An 18,545-nucleotide genomic window follows, 5' to 3' on the forward strand; every position below is an offset into this window, starting at 1 on the left:
CACGATAGTTTTTATCTCTTATCGGAACCGCGCCTGATAGCGCCCCGAACAGCGGAAATACGCCATTGCAACCCTCCCGGCAAAAACGTGATGGCAACAAAAAAGCCCCTGCGTCCGGTGGGCGCGAGGGGCTTCTTTCAGTGCCGGTGGAAGCTCATATCTGCGACTGCAGGTAGTTCTCCAGGCCTATCTTGGCGATCAGTCCGAGTTGCTGTTCCAGCCAGTAGGCATGGTCTTCCTCGGTGTCGGCCAGTTGGGCCTTGAGGATGTCGCGGCTGACGAAATCCTTGTGCTGCTCGCACAGGGCGATGCCCTTGGCCAGGGCTGCACGCACCTGGCGCTCCAGCTTGAGGTCGGCCTCGAGCATCTCCGGCACGGTACGGCCCGGGTGGATATCGTCGGGGCGCATGCGCGGCGTACCTTCCAGCAGCAGGATGCGGCGGATCAGGGCATCGGCGTGCTGGGTTTCCTCTTCCATCTCGTGGTTGAGGCGCTCGTAGAGCTTGGCGAAGCCCCAGTCCTCGTACATGCGCGAGTGGATGAAGTACTGGTCGCGCGCAGCCAACTCGCCGGTCAGCAGGGTATTGAGGTAGTCGATTACTTCAGCATGGCCTTGCATCAGTCAGCTCCATGAATCCGATGAGGAATTGAAGAGAATTGGCTCCTCGACGACCATGATCCGCGTCAAGTCGAGGATAGCCCCGACGGCGCGGCAGCGCCTCACCAGGCACGTGGACCAGGGGGCCGAAGGGAACGAGATACATTTCCGGCGGGCAATAAAAAACCGGGCCTGGGCCCGGTTTTTCACGAGTGGCTTTCGCCTTACTCGGCAGCTTCAACCGCTTCGCCGCCTACAGCACGATCAACCAGCTCGACGTACGCCATGGGGGCGTTGTCGCCAGCGCGGAAACCGCACTTGAGGATGCGCAGGTAGCCGCCCGGACGGTTGGCATAGCGCTTGCCCAGCTCGTTGAACAGCTTGCCTACGGCTTCTTTCGAACGAGTACGGTCGAAAGCCAGACGACGGTTGGCGACGCTGTCTTCCTTGGCCAGGGTGATCAGCGGCTCGGCAACGCGGCGCAGTTCCTTGGCTTTGGGCAGGGTGGTTTTGATCAGCTCGTGCTCGAACAGCGACACAGCCATGTTCTGGAACATGGCCTTGCGGTGCGAGCTGGTACGGCTCAGGTGACGACCACTTTTACGATGGCGCATGGTTCAATTCCTTTCCAAACTTTACGTTCGGTAGCTACGACGATCAGGCAGTAGCCTTGTCGTCTTTCTTAAGACTTGCCGGCGGCCAGTTGTCGAGGCGCATACCGAGGGACAGACCGCGAGAGGCCAGAACGTCCTTGATTTCGGTCAGGGACTTCTTGCCCAGGTTCGGAGTTTTCAGCAGCTCTACTTCGGTGCGCTGGATCAGGTCACCGATGTAGTAGATGTTCTCCGCCTTCAGGCAGTTGGCCGAACGAACGGTCAGCTCCAGGTCATCGACCGGACGCAGCAGGATCGGATCGATCTCGTCTTCCTGCTCTTCAACGACGGGCTCGCTGTCGCCCTTGAGGTCCACGAACGCTGCCAGCTGCTGTTGCAGGATGGTAGCGGCGCGACGGATAGCCTCTTCGGGGTCCAGGGTGCCGTTGGTTTCCAGATCGAGGACCAGCTTGTCCAGGTTGGTACGCTGTTCGACACGGGCGTTCTCGACCACGTAGGCAACACGACGTACGGGGCTGAACGAGGCGTCGAGCTGCAGACGGCCGATGCTGCGGCTTTCGTCTTCATCGCTCGAGCGGGCATCGGCCGGCTCGTAGCCACGGCCACGAGCGACTTTCAGCTTCATGTTCAGCGCACCGTTATCGGCCAGGTGGGCGATAACATGGTCACCGTTGACGATCTCGACATCATGATCCAGCTGAATATCGGCAGCGGTCACCACACCCGAGCCCTTTTTCGCCAGGGTCAGCGTCACTTCGTCACGGCCGTGCAGCTTGATGGCCAGACCTTTCAGGTTGAGCAGGATCTCGATGACGTCTTCCTGCACACCTTCGATCGCCGAGTACTCGTGGAGTACGCCGTCGATCTCGGCCTCGACCACTGCACAGCCAGGCATGGAGGACAACAGGATGCGACGCAGCGCGTTGCCCAGGGTATGGCCGAAGCCACGCTCGAGAGGCTCGAGCGTGATCTTGGCGCGGGTTTGGCTGACCACCTGCACATCGATGTGGCGGGGGGTCAGGAACTCATTTACCGAACTCTGCATGGATGCACCTATTTTCTAGCCCTTACTTGGAGTAGAGCTCGACAATCAGGTTTTCGTTGATGTCGGCGGACAGGTCGGCACGAGCCGGAACGCTCTTGAAGGTACCGGCCTTCTTGTCGGTGTCCACTTCGACCCACTCAACGCGACCGCGCTGGGCGCACAGTTCGAGGGCTTGAGCGATACGCAGCTGGTTCTTCGATTTCTCGCGAACAGCAACCACGTCGCCGGCCTTCACCTGATAGGACGGGATGTTGACGGTCTGACCGTTCACGCTGATGGTCTTGTGGGACACCAGCTGACGGGATTCCGAACGGGTGGAACCGAAGCCCATACGATAGACGACGTTGTCCAGACGGCATTCCAGCAGTTGCAGCAGGTTCTCACCAGTGGAGCCCTTGCGGCGGGAAGCCTCTTGGTAGTAGCCACGGAACTGACGCTCCAGAACGCCGTAGATGCGGCGGACTTTCTGCTTCTCACGCAGCTGCAGACCATAGTCGGACAGACGGCCGCGACGGGCGCCGTGCTGGCCAGGAACCTGTTCGGCCTTGCACTTGGAGTCCAGAGCGCGAGCGCCGCTCTTCAGGAACAGGTCGGTGCCTTCACGGCGAGACAGTTTGCATTTGGGACCAATGTAACGAGCCATTTCTCACTGTCTCCTATTACACGCGACGCTTTTTCGGCGGGCGGCAGCCGTTGTGCGGGATCGGGGTTACGTCGGTGATGCTGGCGATCTTGTAACCGCAGGCATTCAGCGCACGAACAGCCGATTCGCGACCCGGGCCCGGGCCTTTGACGTTGACGTCAAGGTTCTTCAGACCGTATTCCAGAGCAGCCTGGCCGGCACGCTCGGCCGCTACCTGGGCAGCGAACGGGGTGCTCTTACGCGAGCCGCGGAAGCCCGAACCACCGGAAGTGGCCCAGGACAGGGCGTTGCCCTGACGGTCGGTGATGGTAACGATGGTGTTGTTGAAGGACGCGTGGATATGCGCGATCCCGTCAACCACCGTCTTTTTGACTTTCTTACGAGGACGAGCAGCAGGTTTTGCCATGACTATATTCCTAAGCGATTACTTGCGGATCGGCTTACGCGGGCCCTTGCGGGTGCGCGCGTTGGTCTTGGTACGCTGACCGCGAACCGGCAGACCGCGACGATGACGCAGACCGCGGTAGCAACCGAGGTCCATCAGACGCTTGATGTTCATGTTGATTTCGCGGCGCAGGTCACCCTCGGTGGTCAGCTTGGCCACCTCGTTGCGCAGCGAATCGATCTGCTCTTCGCTCAGGTCCTTGATCTTCACTACCGGGCTGATGCCGGTGGCAGCGCAGATGCTCTGTGCGGTGGTGCGACCTACACCATAGATGTAGGTCAGCGAGATAACAGTGTGCTTGTTATCCGGAATGTTTACGCCTGCAATACGGGCCATTCAGAAAAACTCCAATTGACAGCTACCCGGCGCCCAGGAAGCCAAGAAAGGGCGCGGATATTAGCGCTGTAATAACAAATAATCAACCCGGCAGCGCACTAGCTGCCGGGCTATAACGCGTGGTTCACACTCAGCCTTGGCGCTGCTTGTGACGCGGCTCCGCGCTGCAGATCACGCGAACGACGCCTTCGCGACGGATGATCTTGCAGTTGCGGCACAGCTTCTTAACCGATGCACGAACTTTCATCAGTGACTCCTACTAACCTTACGGGCCGGTCAGCGCAGCATGCTGCTGCCGCCATAACCCTTCAGGTTGGCTTTCTTCATGAGGGATTCGTACTGGTGAGAAACGAGGTGCGATTGTACTTGGGCCATAAAGTCCATCACAACCACGACCACGATCAGCAACGAGGTCCCGCCGAGGTAGAACGGAACGTGAGCAGCCACCACCAGGAACTGGGGCAACAGGCACACCGCCGTCATGTACAGGGCACCGAACATGGTCAAACGGGTCAGCACGCCATCGATGTAGCGAGCGGACTGTTCGCCCGGACGAATACCCGGAATAAATGCACCGGACTTCTTGAGGTTTTCCGCCACGTCCTTGGGGTTGAACATCAGCGCTGTGTAGAAGAAGCAGAAGAAGATGATCCCTGCACTAAACAGCAGAATGTTCAGCGGCTGCCCCGGCGCGATCGCTTGCGCGACGTCCTGCAGCCACCCCAGGCCCTCCGACTGACCGAACCAGGCGCCCAGGGACGCCGGGAACAGCAGGATGCTGCTGGCGAAGATGGCCGGGATCACGCCCGCCATGTTCACTTTCAGCGGCAGATGGCTGGTTTGCGCGGCAAACACCTTGCGACCTTGCTGGCGCTTGGCGTAATGCACGGCGATGCGGCGCTGACCGCGCTCGATGAACACCACGAACGCGATGATCGCGACGGCCAGCAGGCCTACGGCGATCAGGGCGAAGATGTTGATGTCACCTTGGCGGGCGGACTCGAAGGACTGCCCGATGGCGCGCGGCAGGCCGGCGACGATCCCGGAGAAGATCAGCATGGAGATACCATTGCCGACGCCCCGCTCGGTGATCTGCTCGCCCAGCCACATCATGAACAGCGCACCCGCCACGAAGGTGGTGACTGCCACGAAGTAGAAGCCGAAGTCATTGGAGAAGGCCACGCCCTGGCTGCCCAGACCAACGGCCATGCCGATGGCCTGGACCAGTGCCAGGACGAGCGTTGCGTAGCGGGTGTACTGGCTGATCTTGCGACGCCCAGACTCACCCTCTTTCTTCAACTGCTCCAGCTGCGGGCTGATAGCGGTCATGAGCTGCATGATGATCGATGCCGAGATGTACGGCATGATCCCCAGTGCGAAGATGCTCATGCGCTCCAGCGCGCCGCCGGAAAACATGTTGAAGAGGCTAAGAATGGTCCCCTCGTTCTGCCGGAACAGTGCCGCCAAGCGATCGGGGTTGATGCCCGGAACCGGGATGTGCGCACCTATCCGATAGACGATGATCGCCAGGAACAGGAAACGCAGACGTGCCCAGAGCTCGGACAGACCGCCACCGTTGCTCAGCGCAGAGAGAGCACCTTGCTTAGCCATTTAGTCCTCGATTTTGCCGCCAGCTGCTTCGATAGCCGCACGAGCGCCCTTGGTGGCGCCGATGCCTTTCAGGGTGACCGCGCGGGCAACTTCACCGGACAGCACGACTTTGACGCGCTGTACGTTGCGGTTGATCACGTTGGCATCCTTCAGGGCCTGCACGGTGACGACTTCGCCTTCGACCTTGGCCAGCTCGGAGGTACGAACCTCGGCGCGATCCAGGGCTTTCAGGGACTTGAAGCCGAACTTCGGCAGACGGCGGTGCAGCGGCTGCTGGCCACCCTCGAAGCCCGGGGCAATGGTGCCGCCGGAGCGAGAGGTCTGACCTTTGTGACCACGGCCACCGGTCTTGCCCAGACCGCTACCGATGCCACGGCCCGGACGCAGCTTCTCGCGACGGGCACCCGGCGCGGAACGCAGATCGTTCAGTTGCATGGATTAACCCTCCACACGCAGCAGGTAGTAGGCCTTGTTGATCATGCCGCGGTTCTCAGGAGTGTCCTGAACTTCGACGGTATGATTGATGCGACGCAGGCCCAGGCCTTTGACGCAAGCCTTGTGATTGGCCAGACGGCCGTTCAGGCTTTTGATCAGGGTAACTTTGACAGTTGCCATGGTTAGAGAATCTCCTCGACGCTCTTGCCACGCTTGGCCGCTACCGACTCGGGGGACTGCATGTTCTTCAGGCCCTTGAAGGTGGCGTATACCACGTTGACCGGGTTGGTCGAACCGTAGCACTTGGCCAGAACGTTCTGCACACCGGCCACTTCCAGGACGGCACGCATGGCGCCGCCGGCGATGATGCCGGTACCTTCGGAAGCCGGCTGCATGTACACCTTGGAGGCGCCATGGGCGGACTTGGTCGGGTACTGCAGGGTGGTGCCGTTCAGATCCACCTGGATCATGTTGCGGCGGGCAGCTTCCATGGCCTTCTGGATGGCGGCCGGCACTTCACGCGCCTTGCCACGGCCGAAGCCGACACGGCCCTTGCCATCGCCAACCACGGTCAGCGCGGTGAAGGCGAAGATACGGCCACCTTTTACGGTTTTGGCGACGCGGTTAACTTGAACCAGCTTCTCGATGTAGCCTTCGTCGCGCTTTTGATCGTTGTTTGCCATAACTTAGAACTCCAGACCGCCTTCGCGAGCGGCATCAGCCAGGGCCTTGATACGGCCGTGGTACTTGAAGCCAGAACGGTCGAACGCCACCTGAGTGACGCCGGCAGCCTTGGCGCGTTCGGCGACCAGTTGACCAACTTTCTTGGCTGCGTCGACGTTGCCGGTGGCACCTTCGCGCAGTTCCTTGTCCAGGGTCGAGGCGCTGGCCAGGACCTTGCCGCCGTCGGCCGCGATGACCTGGGCGTAAATGTGCTGGGAGGAGCGGTACACGCAAAGGCGTACGGCTTCCAGCTCGCGCATCTTCAGGCGTGCCTTGCGAGCGCGACGCAGACGGGTTTCTTTCTTGACGCTCATTTGCTATGCCCTACTTCTTCTTGGCTTCTTTACGAAGTACGACTTCGTCCGAATACCGCACGCCCTTGCCTTTGTACGGCTCCGGCGGACGGAAATCGCGGATCTCCGCGGCAACCTGGCCGACCAGCTGCTTGTCGATGCCCTTGATCAGGATATCGGTCTGGCTGGGGGTTTCGGCGACGATGCCGGCGGGCAGTTCGTAATCGACCGGGTGGGAGAAGCCGAGGGCCAGGGACAGCACTTGGCCTTTGGCCTGCGCCTTGTAACCAACGCCGACCAGCTGGAGCTTGCGCTCGAAGCCCTGGCTGACGCCGATCACCATGTTGTTGACCAGGGCGCGGGTGGTACCGGCCATGGCACGGGTCTGCTGGTCGCCGTTACGGGCGGCGAAACGCAGCTCACCGTTGTCCTGGATGACTTCTACGGACGGGTGGACTTTCAGTTCCAGGGAGCCTTTGGCGCCCTTGACCGAGAGCTCTTGACCGGCCAGCTTGATTTCGACGCCGGCGGGCAGCTTGACGGGGTTCTTAGCAACGCGAGACATGCTGATTCCCCTTAGAACACAGTGCAGAGCACTTCGCCACCAACGCCAGCGGCACGGGCAGCGCGGTCGGTCATCACACCCTTGTTGGTGGAGACGATCGACACACCCAGACCGCCGCGGACTTTCGGCAGCTGATCTACGGACTTGTACTGGCGCAGGCCAGGACGGCTGATTCGCTTCACTTCTTCGATGACGGGCTTGCCTTCGAAGTACTTCAGCTCGATGGACAGCTGAGGCTTGGCCTCGGCGCTGACCTGATAGTCCGCAATGTAACCTTCGTCCTTCAGGACTTTGGCTACTGCTGCCTTCAGCTTGGAAGACGGCATGCTCACGACGGTCTTCTCAGCCATCTGGGCATTACGGATGCGAGTTAGCATGTCTGCTAACGGGTCCTGCATACTCATGGGCTTAATGCTCCTGATACAAAAGATAAGCCTTCAACGATACTCACCCTCAAAACACAGGGCGAGAAAAACCCAGGCTCAGGGGAGCCGGGTATTCTAGAGATCGCTCAAAAACGAATCAAGCCCCACGAGGGGGCTTGATTCGCAAAGCGATCAACGGAGCCGTTGCCGGCCCCGTCTCGACCGACTTACCAGCTGGCTTTCACCAGGCCCGGTACGTCGCCGCGCATGGCGGCTTCACGCAGCTTGTTACGGCTCAGGCCGAACTTGCGGTAGAAGCCGTGCGGACGACCGGTCAGGCGGCAACGGTTACGCAGGCGGCTGGCGCTCGCGTCACGCGGTTGCTTCTGCAGGGCGACCTGCGCATTCCAACGCTCTTCCTGGGAGGAGTTCGGATTAGCGATGATCGCTTTCAGCTCGGCACGCTTCTGGGCGTACTTGGCTACCGTGCGCTGACGCTTCAGCTCACGGTTTTTCATGCTCTCTTTGGCCATGGTCCTACTCCAATCAGTTGCGGAACGGGAAGTTGAAGGCGCGCAGCAGAGCGCGACCTTCATCGTCCGTACGGGCGGTGGTGGTCAGAGTGATGTCCATGCCGCGCAGAGCATCGATCTTGTCGTAGTCGATTTCCGGGAAGATGATCTGCTCTTTCACGCCCATGCTGTAGTTGCCGCGGCCATCGAAGGACTTGGCATTCAGGCCGCGGAAGTCACGCACGCGCGGCAGCGAGATGGCGAGCAGGCGGTCCAGGAATTCGTACATGCGGTCGCCACGCAGGGTGACCTTCACGCCGATCGGCCAGCCTTCACGGATCTTGAAGCCGGCGATGGACTTACGAGCGTAAGTCACGACCGGCTTCTGGCCTGCGATCTTTTCCAGATCGGCCACGGCGCTCTCGATGACTTTCTTGTCACCGACAGCTTCGCCAAGACCCATGTTCAGGGTGATTTTGGTAACGCGCGGAACTTCCATCACGTTCGCCAGCTGAAGCTCTTGCTTCAGCTTGGGCGCGATTTCCTTCCGGTACAGTTCTTTCAATCGTGCCATGGTATCTACCTACTCCCTCAAGCCTGGACCGGTTTCTGGGTCGACTTGAAGACACGAACCTTCTTACCGTCTTCTACCTTGAAGCCAACGCGGTCAGCCTTGCTGGTTTCCGGGTTGAAGATGGCGACGTTGGAGACGTGCAGAGGCGCCTCCTTCTCGACGATCCCGCCTTGCTGGTTGAGCATGGGGTTGGGCTTGGTGTGGCGCTTGATCAGGTTCACACCGCCGACGACCAGACGGTCGTCAGCGAGAACTTTCAGCACCTTGCCACGCTTGCCCTTGTCCTTGCCGGCAATGACGATGACTTCGTCGTCACGACGAATTTTTTGCATGACGGCTACTCCTTACAGCACTTCAGGGGCGAGCGAGACGATCTTCATGAACTTCTCGGTACGAAGTTCACGAGTCACGGGCCCGAAGATACGGGTGCCGATCGGCTCCTGCTTGTTGTTCAGCAGGACGGCGGCGTTACCGTCGAAGCGGATGATGGAGCCGTCGGTGCGACGAACGCCGTGCTTGGTGCGAACGACCACGGCAGTCATGACCTGGCCTTTCTTCACCTTGCCGCGCGGAATCGCTTCCTTGACGGTGACTTTGATGATGTCGCCAATGCCGGCGTAGCGACGGTGGGAACCGCCGAGCACCTTGATGCACATTACGCGACGCGCGCCGCTGTTGTCAGCGACATCGAGCATGGATTGAGTCTGAATCATTGTCTATCTCCGACCCTTAGACTTCCACCGCGCGCTCGACGATATCAACCAGGGTCCAGGCCTTGGTCTTGGCCAGCGGACGGGTTTCGCGAATGGTGACCAGGTCACCAATGCGGCACTGATTGGTTTCGTCGTGGGCGTGCAGCTTGGTCGAACGCTTCACGTATTTGCCGTAGATCGGGTGCTTGACGCGACGCTCGATCAGAACGGTGACGGTCTTGTCCATCTTGTCGCTGACGACGCGGCCGGTCAGCGTACGGACGGTTTTCTGAGCTTCAGCCATGTTCACTTACCTGCTTGCTGATTGAGCACAGTTTTGACGCGAGCGATGTCGCGCTTCACCTGCGAGAGCAGGTGGGACTGCGCCAACTGGCCAGTTGCTTTCTGCATGCGCAGATTGAACTGGTCGCGCAGCAGGCCGAGCAGTTGCTCGTTCAGCTGCTCCACGGATTTCTCACGAAGTTCATTCGCTTTCATCACATCACCGTCCGCTTAACAAAGGAGGTGGCGAGCGGCAGCTTTGCAGCAGCCAGGGCGAATGCCTCACGCGCCAGCTCTTCGGATACACCCTCGATCTCGTACAGGACCTTGCCCGGTTGAATCTGGGCTACCCAGTACTCGACGCCGCCCTTACCTTTACCCATACGAACCTCGAGGGGCTTCTTGGTAACCGGCTTGTCGGGGAATACGCGGATCCAGATCTTGCCGCCACGTTTTACGTGACGGGTCAGCGCACGACGTGCGGACTCGATCTGACGCGCGGTGAGACGGCCACGGCTGGTCGCCTTGAGGGCGAACTCGCCGAAGCTGACTTTGCTACCGCGATGAGCCAGGCCACGGTTGTGACCGGTCATTTGCTTGCGGAACTTCGTACGCTTGGGTTGCAGCATTTGCGTACTCCTTACTTAGCAGCTTTTTTACGAGGAGCGGGCGCTACCGGCTTGAGCTCTTCCTGGCGGCCACCAATGACCTCGCCTTTGAAGATCCAAACCTTGACACCGATCACACCGTAGGTGGTGTGCGCTTCGTAGGTGGCATAGTCGATATCGGCGCGCAGGGTGTGCAGGGGCACACGACCTTCGCGATACCATTCGGTACGAGCAATTTCAGCGCCGCCCAAACGACCGCTCACCTGGATCTTGATGCCCTTGGCACCAATACGCATGGCGTTCTGCACGGCGCGCTTCATGGCGCGACGGAACATGACGCGGCGTTCCAGCTGCTGAGCTACGCTCTGCGCAACCAGCATGCTATCGAGTTCCGGCTTGCGGATTTCCTCGATGTTGATGTGCACGGGCACACCCATTTGCTTGGTCAGGTCCTGACGCAGCTTCTCGACATCCTCACCTTTCTTGCCGATCACGATACCGGGACGGGCGGTGTGGATGGTGATGCGTGCGGTTTGAGCCGGACGATGGATATCGATACGGCTTACGGACGCGCTTTTTAGTTTGTCTTGGAGGTACTCACGAACCTTCAGGTCGGCGAACAGATAATCGGCGTAATTGCGCTTATCTGCGTACCAAACGGAGGTGTGCTCCTTGACGATACCCAGGCGGATGCCATTGGGATGTACTTTCTGACCCATCTGATCGACTCCGTTACTTGTCCGCAACCTTGACAGTGATATGGCAAGACCGCTTGACGATGCGATCAGCACGGCCTTTGGCGCGCGGCATGATGCGCTTGAGCGAACGACCTTCGTTGACGAAGACGGTGGAGACCTTCAGGTCGTCCACATCGGCGCCTTCGTTGTGCTCAGCGTTGGCAACAGCCGACTCCAGCACTTTCTTCATGATCTCGGCGGCTTTCTTACTGCTGAAAGCCAGGAGGTTGAGCGCTTCGCCCACCTTCTTCCCGCGGATCTGGTCGGCGACCAAGCGGGCTTTCTGGGCGGAGATACGAGCGCCCGACAGCTTAGCGGCTACTTCCATCTTCCTTACCCCTTAACGCTTGGCTTTCTTGTCCGCAGCATGCCCACGATAAGTGCGGGTAGCAGCGAACTCGCCGAGTTTGTGACCGACCATGTCTTCGTTGACCAGGACCGGCACGTGTTGACGGCCGTTGTGGACAGCGATGGTCAGACCAACCATATGCGGCAGAATCATCGAACGACGCGACCAGGTCTTGATCGGCTTACGGTCGTTCTTTTCCACCGCCACTTCGACCTTCTTCAGCAGGTGAAGATCGATAAAAGGACCTTTTTTCAGAGAACGCGGCACTGTCGTATCCCTCTATTTACTTGCGGCGACGGACGATCATGTTATCGGTACGCTTGTTCGCGCGAGTCTTCTTACCCTTGGTCTGAAGACCCCACGGCGATACCGGATGACGACCAGCAGAGGTACGACCTTCACCACCACCATGCGGGTGGTCGACCGGGTTCATGGCGACGCCACGAACGGTCGGGCGAATGCCGCGCCAGCGTTTGGCACCAGCTTTACCCAGCGAACGCAGGCTGTGCTCGGAGTTCGAGACTTCACCCAGGGTCGCACGGCAGTCAGCCAGGACTTTACGCATTTCACCGGAACGCAGACGCACGGTTACGTAAGCGCCTTCACGGGCTACCAGCTGGGCCGAGGCGCCAGCGGAGCGAACCAGCTGGGCGCCTTTGCCCGGCTTCAGCTCGATACCGTGGATGGTGCTACCCACCGGGATGTTGCGCAGCGGCATGTTGTTGCCGGCCCTGATCGGAGCGCCGATGCCGGAGATCAGTTGATCGCCAGCCACCACGCCTTTGGGGGCGATGATGTAACGACGCTCGCCGTCCGCGTATTTCAGCAGAGCGATGTGAGCGGTACGGTTCGGATCGTATTCCACGCGCTCGACGATGGCAGGGATGCCATCCTTGTTGCGGCGGAAGTCGACCAGACGGTAGTGCTGCTTGTGACCACCGCCGATGTGGCGGGTGGTGATACGACCGTTGTTGTTACGGCCGCCCGACTTGGACTTCTTCTCGACCAGGCCAGCGAACGGAGCACCCTTGTGCAGGTTCTGGTTCACGACCTTGACGACGAAGCGACGACCAGCGGAAGTCGGTTTGCATTTAACGATTGCCATGATGCACCCCTTTACTCAGCGCCAGCTGCGAAATCGAGATCTTGGCCGGGCTGAAGGGCGATGTACGCCTTCTTCCAGTCGTTACGCTTGCCCAGGCCGCGAACGGTACGCTTGGTCTTGCCCTGAACGTTCAGGGTGGTGACGCGACGTACTTTCACGCCGAACAGGCTTTCGACGGCCTTCTTGATTTCCAGCTTGGTTGCATCAGTGGCAACCTTGAAAACGAATTGGCTCTTGCCGTCCGCAAGCCCGGTGGCTTTCTCGGAAACATGCGGGCCCAGCAGCACTTTGAATACGCGTTCCTGGTTCATGCCAGCAGCTCCTCGAACTTCTTCACGGCGGACACGGTGACGAGCACCTTGTCGTAGGCGATCAGGCTGACCGGGTCGGAACCCTGGACGTCGCGTACATCGACGTGCGCCAGGTTGCGCGCAGCCAGGTACAGGTTTTCATCAACGCCATCGGTGACGATCAGCACGTCTTTCAGGCCCAGGCCGTCCAGCTTGCTGACCAGACCTTTGGTTTTCGGTGCATCGACGGCGAAGTCGGCAACGACAACCAGGCGGTCCAGACGGACCAGCTCGGAGAGGATGGAGCGCAGGGCTGCGCGGTACATCTTCTTGTTGAGCTTCTGGGAGTGATCCTGCGGTTTGGCGGCGAAAGTGGTGCCGCCCCCACGCCAGATGGGGCTGCGGATGGTGCCAGCGCGAGCACGACCGGTGCCCTTCTGACGCCACGGCTTCTTGCCGCCACCGGAAACTTCGGAACGAGTCTTCTGAGCACGGGTGCCCTGACGACCGCCAGCCATGTAGGCGACGACAGCCTGGTGAACCAGAGTCTCGTTGAATTCGCTGCCAAAGGTACGCTCGGAGACTTCGATAGCCTGAGCGCCGTTCACATTAAGTTGCATCTCAGCTTCCCCTCTTAACCGCGAGCCTTGGCTGCCGGACGCACGAACACGTCACCACCGGTAGCGCCGGGAACGGCACCCTTGACCAGCAGCAGATTACGTTCGGCATCGACACGCACGACCTCAAGGGATTGAACGGTTACGCGCTCAGCACCCATGTGACCGGACATTTTCTTGCCCTTGAACACTCGACCAGGAGTCTGGCACTGGCCGATCGAACCCGGGACGCGGTGGGAAACGGAGTTACCGTGGGTATTGTCCTGACCACGGAAGTTCCAGCGCTTGATGGTACCGGCGTAGCCTTTACCCTTGGACTCGCCGGTAACGTCTACCAGTTGGCCCGCCTGGAACAGATCGACGGAGATGGAATCGCCTGCCTTGAACTCCTCTTCGCCCAGACGGAATTCCCACACGCCGCGACCGGCGGCGACATTCGCCTTGGCAAAGTGACCGGCCTGGGCCTTGGTCACGCGAGAAGCACGACGCTCGCCGGCAGTCACCTGCACAGCGCGATAGCCATCGGTCTCTTCGTTCTTGAACTGGGTGACGCGATTCGGCTCGACCTCAATGACCGTGACCGGAATGGAGACACCATCTTCGGTGAAAATGCGGGTCATGCCGCACTTACGACCGACAACACCAATTGTCATCTTAAGAACCTCTTTAGTGTACGGGGCTTTCACCCGCTATGGCCGCCCATTTCAGAGCGTTACACGACCAATGCCGAAGGCATTAGCCGAGGCTGATCTGTACTTCGACGCCAGCAGCAAGGTCGAGCTTCATCAGCGCGTCGACGGTCTTGTCGGTCGGCTGAACGATGTCGAGCACACGCTTGTGGGTACGAATTTCGTACTGGTCACGAGCGTCCTTGTTGACGTGCGGGGAAATCAGCACGGTGTAACGTTCCTTGCGGGTCGGCAGAGGAATCGGACCACGCACCTGAGCGCCAGTACGTTTCGCGGTTTCCACGATTTCCTGGGTAGATTGGTCGATCAGGCGATGGTCAAAAGCCTTCAACCGAATACGGATTTGTTGATTTTGCATTTGACCTCAGACTCCAAGTTGCCATTCCCAACGGGCGGACTCCGCCCGTTAAAAGGAGGCGCAATTGTACGGATGCCCCTGGAGGGTGTCAATATTTAACCAATCCAACGAAAAAGGGGCCCCAAAGGGCCCCTTTTCCTCATGCGCTAGATCAAGGATTACTCGATGATCTTGGCAACCACGCCGGCACCAACGGTACGGCCGCCTTCGCGGATCGCGAAGCGCAGGCCGTCTTCCATGGCGATCGGGGCGATCAGGGTGACGGTCATCTTGACGTTGTCACCCGGCATTACCATCTCGACGCCTTCCGGCAGCTCGCAGTTGCCGGTCACGTCGGTGGTACGGAAGTAGAACTGCGGACGGTAGCCCTTGAAGAACGGGGTGTGACGACCGCCTTCTTCCTTGGACAGCACGTACACTTCGCACTCGAACTTGGTGTGCGGCTTGATGGTGCCCGGCTTGGCCAGAACCTGGCCACGCTCCACGTCTTCACGCTTGGTGCCGCGCAGCAGGACGCCGACGTTCTCGCCAGCACGACCTTCGTCGAGCAGCTTGCGGAACATTTCCACGCCGGTGCAGGTGGTCTTGGTGGTCGGACGGATGCCGACGATTTCCACTTCTTCCTGGACCTTGACGATGCCGCGCTCGACACGACCGGTCACCACGGTGCCACGGCCGGAGATCGAGAACACGTCTTCGATCGGCATCAGGAAGGGCTGGTCGATGGCACGAACCGGCTCGGGGATGTAGGAGTCCAGGGTTTCCACCAGCTTGCGCACGGCGGAAACGCCCATCTCGTTGTCGTCCTGGCCGTTCAGGGCCATCAGCGCGGAACCAATGACGATCGGGGTGTCATCACCCGGGAAGTCGTAGGTGTTCAGCAGGTCGCGAACTTCCATCTCGACCAGTTCCAGCAGCTCGGCGTCGTCGACCATGTCGGCCTTGTTCAGGAACACGACGATGTAGGGAACGCCTACCTGGCGGGACAGCAGGATGTGCTCGCGGGTCTGCGGCATGGGGCCGTCGGCAGCCGAGCAAACCAGGATCGCGCCGTCCATCTGGGCAGCACCGGTGATCATGTTCTTCACGTAGTCGGCGTGGCCCGGGCAGTCTACGTGAGCGTAGTGGCGTACCGGCGAGTCGTATTCGACGTGCGAAGTGTTGATGGTGATACCACGGGCTTTCTCTTCCGGCGCGTTGTCGATCTGGTCGAAGGCGCGAGCGGAGCCACCCCAGGTCTCGGAGCAGACCTTGGTCAGAGCAGCGGTCAGAGTGGTCTTACCGTGGTCAACGTGACCGATGGTGCCGACGTTGACGTGCGGTTTGTTACGTTCAAATTTTTCCTTAGCCACGACAGTAACCTCTTACTTAAAGGGCTGAATCAAGCTTGTTTTTTAACCAGCGCTTCGACGATGTTCGACGGAGCTTCGGCGTATTTGGAGAATTCCATGGAGTAGCTCGCGCGACCCTGGGACATGGAACGTACGTCGGTCGCATAACCGAACATCTCGCCCAGCGGAACCTCGGCACGGATAACCTTACCGGAAACCGAGTCTTCCATCCCCTGAATCAGACCGCGACGACGGTTCAGGTCGCCCATCACGTCGCCCATGTAGTCCTCAGGAGTCACCACTTCCACCTTCATGATCGGCTCGAGCACCTTGCCGCCGCCCTTCTGGGCCAACTGCTTGGTCGCCATGGAAGCAGCGATCTTGAACGCCATCTCGTTGGAGTCGACGTCGTGGTAGGAGCCATCGAACACGGTGGCCTTCAGACCGATGAGCGGATAGCCGGCAACGACGCCGTTCTTCATCTGCTCTTCGATGCCCTTCTGGATCGCCGGGATGTATTCCTTCGGAACCACACCACCCACGACTTCGCTGGTGAACACCAGACCTTCGGTGATGTTGCCCTTCTCGTCCACATCCGGAGTCGAGAAGCGGATCCAGCAGTGACCGAACTGACCGCGACCACCGGACTGACGAACGAACTTGCCTTCGATCTCGACGTTGTCCTTGGAGATGGTTTCGCGGTAGGAAACCTGCGGCTTGCCGATGTTGGCCTCGACGCCGAACTCGCGCTTCATGCGGTCGACGAGGATGTCCAGGTGCAGCTCACCCATGCCGGAGATGATGGTCTGGCCGGTTTCTTCGTCGGTCTTGACGCGGAACGACGGGTCTTCCTGGGCCAGCTTGCCGAGGGCGATGCCCATCTTCTCCTGGTCAGCCTTGGTCTTCGGCTCTACAGCTACCGAGATGACCGGCTCCGGGAAGTCCATGCGCTCGAGGATGATCGGCTTCTCGATGTCGCACAGGGTGTCACCGGTGGTGACGTCCTTCATGCCGATCAGAGCCGCGATGTCGCCAGCGCGCACTTCCTTGATCTCGTCACGCTGGTTGGCGTGCATCTGCACCATACGACCAACGCGCTCTTTCTTGCCCTTCACGGAGTTGATGACCGACTGGCCGGACTCCAGGACGCCCGAGTAGACGCGGACGAAGGTCAGGGTACCGACGAACGGGTCGGTAGCGATCTTGAACGCCAGGGCGGAGAACGGAGCGTTGTCGTCAGCCGGACGCTCGTCGTGGATTTCGTTGTCATCAGTGCTGTCCGGGTGGACGCCCTGGATGGCCGGAATCTCGGTCGGAGCAGGCAGGAAGTCGATGACGGCGTCCAGAACCAGGGGCACGCCCTTGTTCTTGAAGGACGAACCGCAGACCGCCGGAACGATTTCGCAGGCGATGGTACGCTGGCGCAGGCCGGCCTTGATCTCTTCGATCGACAGCTCACCTTCTTCCAGGTACTTGTTCATCAGCTCTTCGTTGGCCTCGGCAGCAGCCTCGACCATGTTGTTGCGCCATTCGTTGGCCAGGTCCAGCAGCTCGGCGGGAATCTCTTCCTCGCGGTAGCTGGTGCCCTTGTCGTCTTCGTTCCAGTAGATGGCCTTCATCTTCATCAGGTCGATCTGACCCTGGAAGTCATCTTCTGCACCGATGGCCAGTTGAACCGGAACCGGGGTGTGCCCCAGGCGGTTCTTGATCTGACCGACGACGCGCAGGAAGTTGGCGCCGGCGCGGTCCATCTTGTTCACGTAGACGATACGCGGAACGCCGTACTTGTTGGCCTGACGCCATACGGTTTCGGACTGCGGCTCAACGCCGGAGGTGCCGCAGAACACCACGACAGCACCGTCCAGCACGCGCAGGGAACGCTCCACCTCGATGGTGAAGTCCACGTGGCCGGGGGTGTCGATGACGTTTACGCGGTATTTGTCGTACTGGCCGCGCGAACCTTCCCAGAAGGTCGTGATCGCAGCGGAGGTGATGGTGATGCCACGCTCCTGCTCCTGCACCATCCAGTCGGTGGTAGCAGCGCCGTCGTGTACCTCACCCATCTTGTGGCTGAGACCTGTGTAGAACAGGATCCGCTCGGTAGTGGTGGTCTTGCCCGCGTCGACGTGGGCGCAGATACCAATGTTCCGGTAGCGGTTAATTGCTGTGGTACGAGCCATAAAGCCCTCGCAAAAGAATGGAAGCCGCGATTAGAAGCGGTAGTGGGAGAAGGCCTTGTTGGCTTCAGCCATACGGTGCACGTCTTCACGCTTCTTGACGGCGGCGCCTTTGCCTTCGGCGGCATCCAGCAGTTCGCCGGCGAGGCGCAGGGCCATGGACTTCTCGCCGCGCTTGCGCGCGTAGTCCACCAGCCAGCGCATGGCCAGGGCATTACGACGGGACGGACGTACTTCGACCGGAACCTGGTAGGTAGCACCGCCGACACGGCGGGACTTCACTTCGACCAGCGGAGCGATGGCGTCGAGAGCTTTCTCGAAGAGTTCCAGGGGGTCACCTTTACTGCGCTCTTTGACCTTGTCCAGAGCACCGTAAACGATACGCTCGGCAACGGCTTTCTTGCCGCTTTCCATCACGTGGTTCATGAACTTGGCCAGAATCTGGCTTCCGTATTTCGGATCGGCCAGGATCTCACGTTTGGCCGCTACACGACGTCTTGGCATTGATAAGCCCTCAAACGGTCTTCAGGTTAGCCCGGGACTGCAACACT

32 protein-coding genes are annotated in these 18,545 nt (G+C 59.9%); all 32 read right to left on the reverse strand.

All coding sequences use genetic code 11. The annotated features are described in order from the left end of the window. Nucleotides 1-154 precede the first annotated feature (154 nt). Nucleotides 155-619, reverse strand: coding sequence for a bacterioferritin (gene bfr / locus CHC02_RS21325; protein WP_089393436.1), 465 nt, complete (start codon nucleotides 617-619; stop codon nucleotides 155-157). A 203-nt stretch (nucleotides 620-822) separates the two neighbouring features. After that, complete coding sequence (gene rplQ / locus CHC02_RS21330; RefSeq protein ID WP_089393437.1) at nucleotides 823-1,212, reverse strand: 50S ribosomal protein L17; 390 nt, start codon at nucleotides 1,210-1,212, stop codon at nucleotides 823-825. Between the two features lie 43 nt (nucleotides 1,213-1,255). Further along, nucleotides 1,256-2,257: a DNA-directed RNA polymerase subunit alpha gene (locus CHC02_RS21335; RefSeq protein ID WP_009617182.1), complete on the reverse strand. Its 1,002-nt coding sequence runs from the start codon at nucleotides 2,255-2,257 to the stop codon at nucleotides 1,256-1,258. A gap of 22 nt (nucleotides 2,258-2,279) precedes the next feature. Beyond that, the gene (rpsD, locus tag CHC02_RS21340) at nucleotides 2,280-2,900 is read right to left on the reverse strand and encodes a 30S ribosomal protein S4 (protein WP_009617181.1); all 621 of its coding nucleotides are present in this window, start codon (nucleotides 2,898-2,900) and stop codon (nucleotides 2,280-2,282) included. Between the two features lie 16 nt (nucleotides 2,901-2,916). After that, a complete protein-coding gene (gene rpsK, locus CHC02_RS21345) occupies nucleotides 2,917-3,306 on the reverse strand; it encodes a 30S ribosomal protein S11 (RefSeq protein ID WP_003093689.1) in 390 nt (129 codons plus the stop codon). Between the two features lie 18 nt (nucleotides 3,307-3,324). Next, on the reverse strand, nucleotides 3,325-3,681 hold the full coding sequence (gene rpsM / locus CHC02_RS21350) for a 30S ribosomal protein S13 (RefSeq protein ID WP_009617178.1): 357 nt from the start codon (nucleotides 3,679-3,681) through the stop codon (nucleotides 3,325-3,327). Between the two features lie 130 nt (nucleotides 3,682-3,811). Then, entirely contained in the window at nucleotides 3,812-3,928 is a 117-nt protein-coding gene (gene rpmJ, locus CHC02_RS21355; protein WP_002555468.1) for a 50S ribosomal protein L36, read from the reverse strand. 29 nt (nucleotides 3,929-3,957) lie between these two features. Continuing rightward, nucleotides 3,958-5,292, reverse strand: a complete 1,335-nt coding sequence (gene secY, locus CHC02_RS21360) for a preprotein translocase subunit SecY (protein WP_009617177.1) — start codon at nucleotides 5,290-5,292, stop codon at nucleotides 3,958-3,960. Beyond that, entirely contained in the window at nucleotides 5,293-5,727 is a 435-nt protein-coding gene (gene rplO, locus CHC02_RS21365) for a 50S ribosomal protein L15 (RefSeq protein ID WP_009617175.1), read from the reverse strand. Nucleotides 5,728-5,730: 3 nt separating this feature from the next. After that, nucleotides 5,731-5,907, reverse strand: a complete 177-nt coding sequence (gene rpmD / locus CHC02_RS21370) for a 50S ribosomal protein L30 (protein ID WP_009617174.1) — start codon at nucleotides 5,905-5,907, stop codon at nucleotides 5,731-5,733. Nucleotides 5,908-5,909: 2 nt separating this feature from the next. Beyond that, nucleotides 5,910-6,410, reverse strand: coding sequence for a 30S ribosomal protein S5 (rpsE, locus tag CHC02_RS21375; protein ID WP_009617173.1), 501 nt, complete (start codon nucleotides 6,408-6,410; stop codon nucleotides 5,910-5,912). Nucleotides 6,411-6,413: 3 nt separating this feature from the next. Beyond that, nucleotides 6,414-6,764, reverse strand: coding sequence for a 50S ribosomal protein L18 (rplR, locus tag CHC02_RS21380; protein WP_009617172.1), 351 nt, complete (start codon nucleotides 6,762-6,764; stop codon nucleotides 6,414-6,416). Nucleotides 6,765-6,774: 10 nt separating this feature from the next. Continuing rightward, on the reverse strand, nucleotides 6,775-7,308 hold the full coding sequence (gene rplF / locus CHC02_RS21385) for a 50S ribosomal protein L6 (RefSeq protein ID WP_089393438.1): 534 nt from the start codon (nucleotides 7,306-7,308) through the stop codon (nucleotides 6,775-6,777). Between the two features lie 11 nt (nucleotides 7,309-7,319). After that, nucleotides 7,320-7,712 (reverse strand): 30S ribosomal protein S8, encoded by a 393-nt coding sequence (gene rpsH, locus CHC02_RS21390; RefSeq protein ID WP_009617170.1) that lies wholly within the window; start codon nucleotides 7,710-7,712, stop codon nucleotides 7,320-7,322. A gap of 188 nt (nucleotides 7,713-7,900) precedes the next feature. Next, nucleotides 7,901-8,206, reverse strand: coding sequence for a 30S ribosomal protein S14 (rpsN, locus tag CHC02_RS21395; protein WP_009617169.1), 306 nt, complete (start codon nucleotides 8,204-8,206; stop codon nucleotides 7,901-7,903). Between the two features lie 13 nt (nucleotides 8,207-8,219). After that, nucleotides 8,220-8,759, reverse strand: a complete 540-nt coding sequence (gene rplE, locus CHC02_RS21400; RefSeq protein WP_089393439.1) for a 50S ribosomal protein L5 — start codon at nucleotides 8,757-8,759, stop codon at nucleotides 8,220-8,222. Nucleotides 8,760-8,776: 17 nt separating this feature from the next. Then, nucleotides 8,777-9,091, reverse strand: coding sequence for a 50S ribosomal protein L24 (gene rplX / locus CHC02_RS21405; RefSeq protein WP_009617167.1), 315 nt, complete (start codon nucleotides 9,089-9,091; stop codon nucleotides 8,777-8,779). A gap of 12 nt (nucleotides 9,092-9,103) precedes the next feature. Continuing rightward, nucleotides 9,104-9,472, reverse strand: a complete 369-nt coding sequence (gene rplN, locus CHC02_RS21410; protein WP_003093714.1) for a 50S ribosomal protein L14 — start codon at nucleotides 9,470-9,472, stop codon at nucleotides 9,104-9,106. A gap of 16 nt (nucleotides 9,473-9,488) precedes the next feature. Beyond that, a complete protein-coding gene (gene rpsQ, locus CHC02_RS21415; protein ID WP_009617165.1) occupies nucleotides 9,489-9,755 on the reverse strand; it encodes a 30S ribosomal protein S17 in 267 nt (88 codons plus the stop codon). A 2-nt stretch (nucleotides 9,756-9,757) separates the two neighbouring features. Then, nucleotides 9,758-9,949, reverse strand: coding sequence for a 50S ribosomal protein L29 (gene rpmC / locus CHC02_RS21420; RefSeq protein WP_009617164.1), 192 nt, complete (start codon nucleotides 9,947-9,949; stop codon nucleotides 9,758-9,760). Then, on the reverse strand, nucleotides 9,949-10,362 hold the full coding sequence (gene rplP, locus CHC02_RS21425; protein ID WP_009617163.1) for a 50S ribosomal protein L16: 414 nt from the start codon (nucleotides 10,360-10,362) through the stop codon (nucleotides 9,949-9,951). The genes rpmC and rplP overlap by 1 nt, the downstream gene beginning before the upstream one ends. A gap of 11 nt (nucleotides 10,363-10,373) precedes the next feature. Then, entirely contained in the window at nucleotides 10,374-11,060 is a 687-nt protein-coding gene (rpsC, locus tag CHC02_RS21430; protein WP_089393440.1) for a 30S ribosomal protein S3, read from the reverse strand. A gap of 13 nt (nucleotides 11,061-11,073) precedes the next feature. Then, nucleotides 11,074-11,406, reverse strand: a complete 333-nt coding sequence (gene rplV, locus CHC02_RS21435; protein WP_003103908.1) for a 50S ribosomal protein L22 — start codon at nucleotides 11,404-11,406, stop codon at nucleotides 11,074-11,076. Between the two features lie 12 nt (nucleotides 11,407-11,418). Then, nucleotides 11,419-11,694: a 30S ribosomal protein S19 gene (rpsS, locus tag CHC02_RS21440; RefSeq protein WP_003093734.1), complete on the reverse strand. Its 276-nt coding sequence runs from the start codon at nucleotides 11,692-11,694 to the stop codon at nucleotides 11,419-11,421. Nucleotides 11,695-11,710: 16 nt separating this feature from the next. Continuing rightward, nucleotides 11,711-12,532, reverse strand: coding sequence for a 50S ribosomal protein L2 (gene rplB / locus CHC02_RS21445; protein WP_089393441.1), 822 nt, complete (start codon nucleotides 12,530-12,532; stop codon nucleotides 11,711-11,713). A gap of 11 nt (nucleotides 12,533-12,543) precedes the next feature. Next, the gene (rplW, locus tag CHC02_RS21450) at nucleotides 12,544-12,843 is read right to left on the reverse strand and encodes a 50S ribosomal protein L23 (RefSeq protein WP_009617150.1); all 300 of its coding nucleotides are present in this window, start codon (nucleotides 12,841-12,843) and stop codon (nucleotides 12,544-12,546) included. Further along, a complete protein-coding gene (gene rplD / locus CHC02_RS21455) occupies nucleotides 12,840-13,442 on the reverse strand; it encodes a 50S ribosomal protein L4 (protein WP_009617148.1) in 603 nt (200 codons plus the stop codon). Before rplD ends, rplW begins: the two co-directional genes overlap by 4 nt. A gap of 14 nt (nucleotides 13,443-13,456) precedes the next feature. Beyond that, nucleotides 13,457-14,092 carry a 50S ribosomal protein L3 gene (rplC, locus tag CHC02_RS21460; RefSeq protein ID WP_089393442.1) on the reverse strand — a complete coding sequence of 212 codons (636 nt, stop codon included), beginning with the start codon at nucleotides 14,090-14,092 and terminating at the stop codon, nucleotides 13,457-13,459. A gap of 82 nt (nucleotides 14,093-14,174) precedes the next feature. After that, the gene (gene rpsJ / locus CHC02_RS21465) at nucleotides 14,175-14,486 is read right to left on the reverse strand and encodes a 30S ribosomal protein S10 (RefSeq protein WP_003243886.1); all 312 of its coding nucleotides are present in this window, start codon (nucleotides 14,484-14,486) and stop codon (nucleotides 14,175-14,177) included. Nucleotides 14,487-14,644: 158 nt separating this feature from the next. After that, nucleotides 14,645-15,838, reverse strand: a complete 1,194-nt coding sequence (tuf, locus tag CHC02_RS21470; RefSeq protein WP_009617114.1) for an elongation factor Tu — start codon at nucleotides 15,836-15,838, stop codon at nucleotides 14,645-14,647. A gap of 29 nt (nucleotides 15,839-15,867) precedes the next feature. After that, nucleotides 15,868-17,997, reverse strand: coding sequence for an elongation factor G (gene fusA / locus CHC02_RS21475; RefSeq protein ID WP_089393443.1), 2,130 nt, complete (start codon nucleotides 17,995-17,997; stop codon nucleotides 15,868-15,870). Nucleotides 17,998-18,027: 30 nt separating this feature from the next. Beyond that, the gene (gene rpsG / locus CHC02_RS21480) at nucleotides 18,028-18,498 is read right to left on the reverse strand and encodes a 30S ribosomal protein S7 (RefSeq protein ID WP_009617132.1); all 471 of its coding nucleotides are present in this window, start codon (nucleotides 18,496-18,498) and stop codon (nucleotides 18,028-18,030) included. Nucleotides 18,499-18,545: the final 47 nt, after the last annotated feature.

This window comes from Pseudomonas delhiensis (assembly GCF_900187975.1).
Lineage (GTDB): Bacteria > Pseudomonadota > Gammaproteobacteria > Pseudomonadales > Pseudomonadaceae > Pseudomonas > Pseudomonas delhiensis.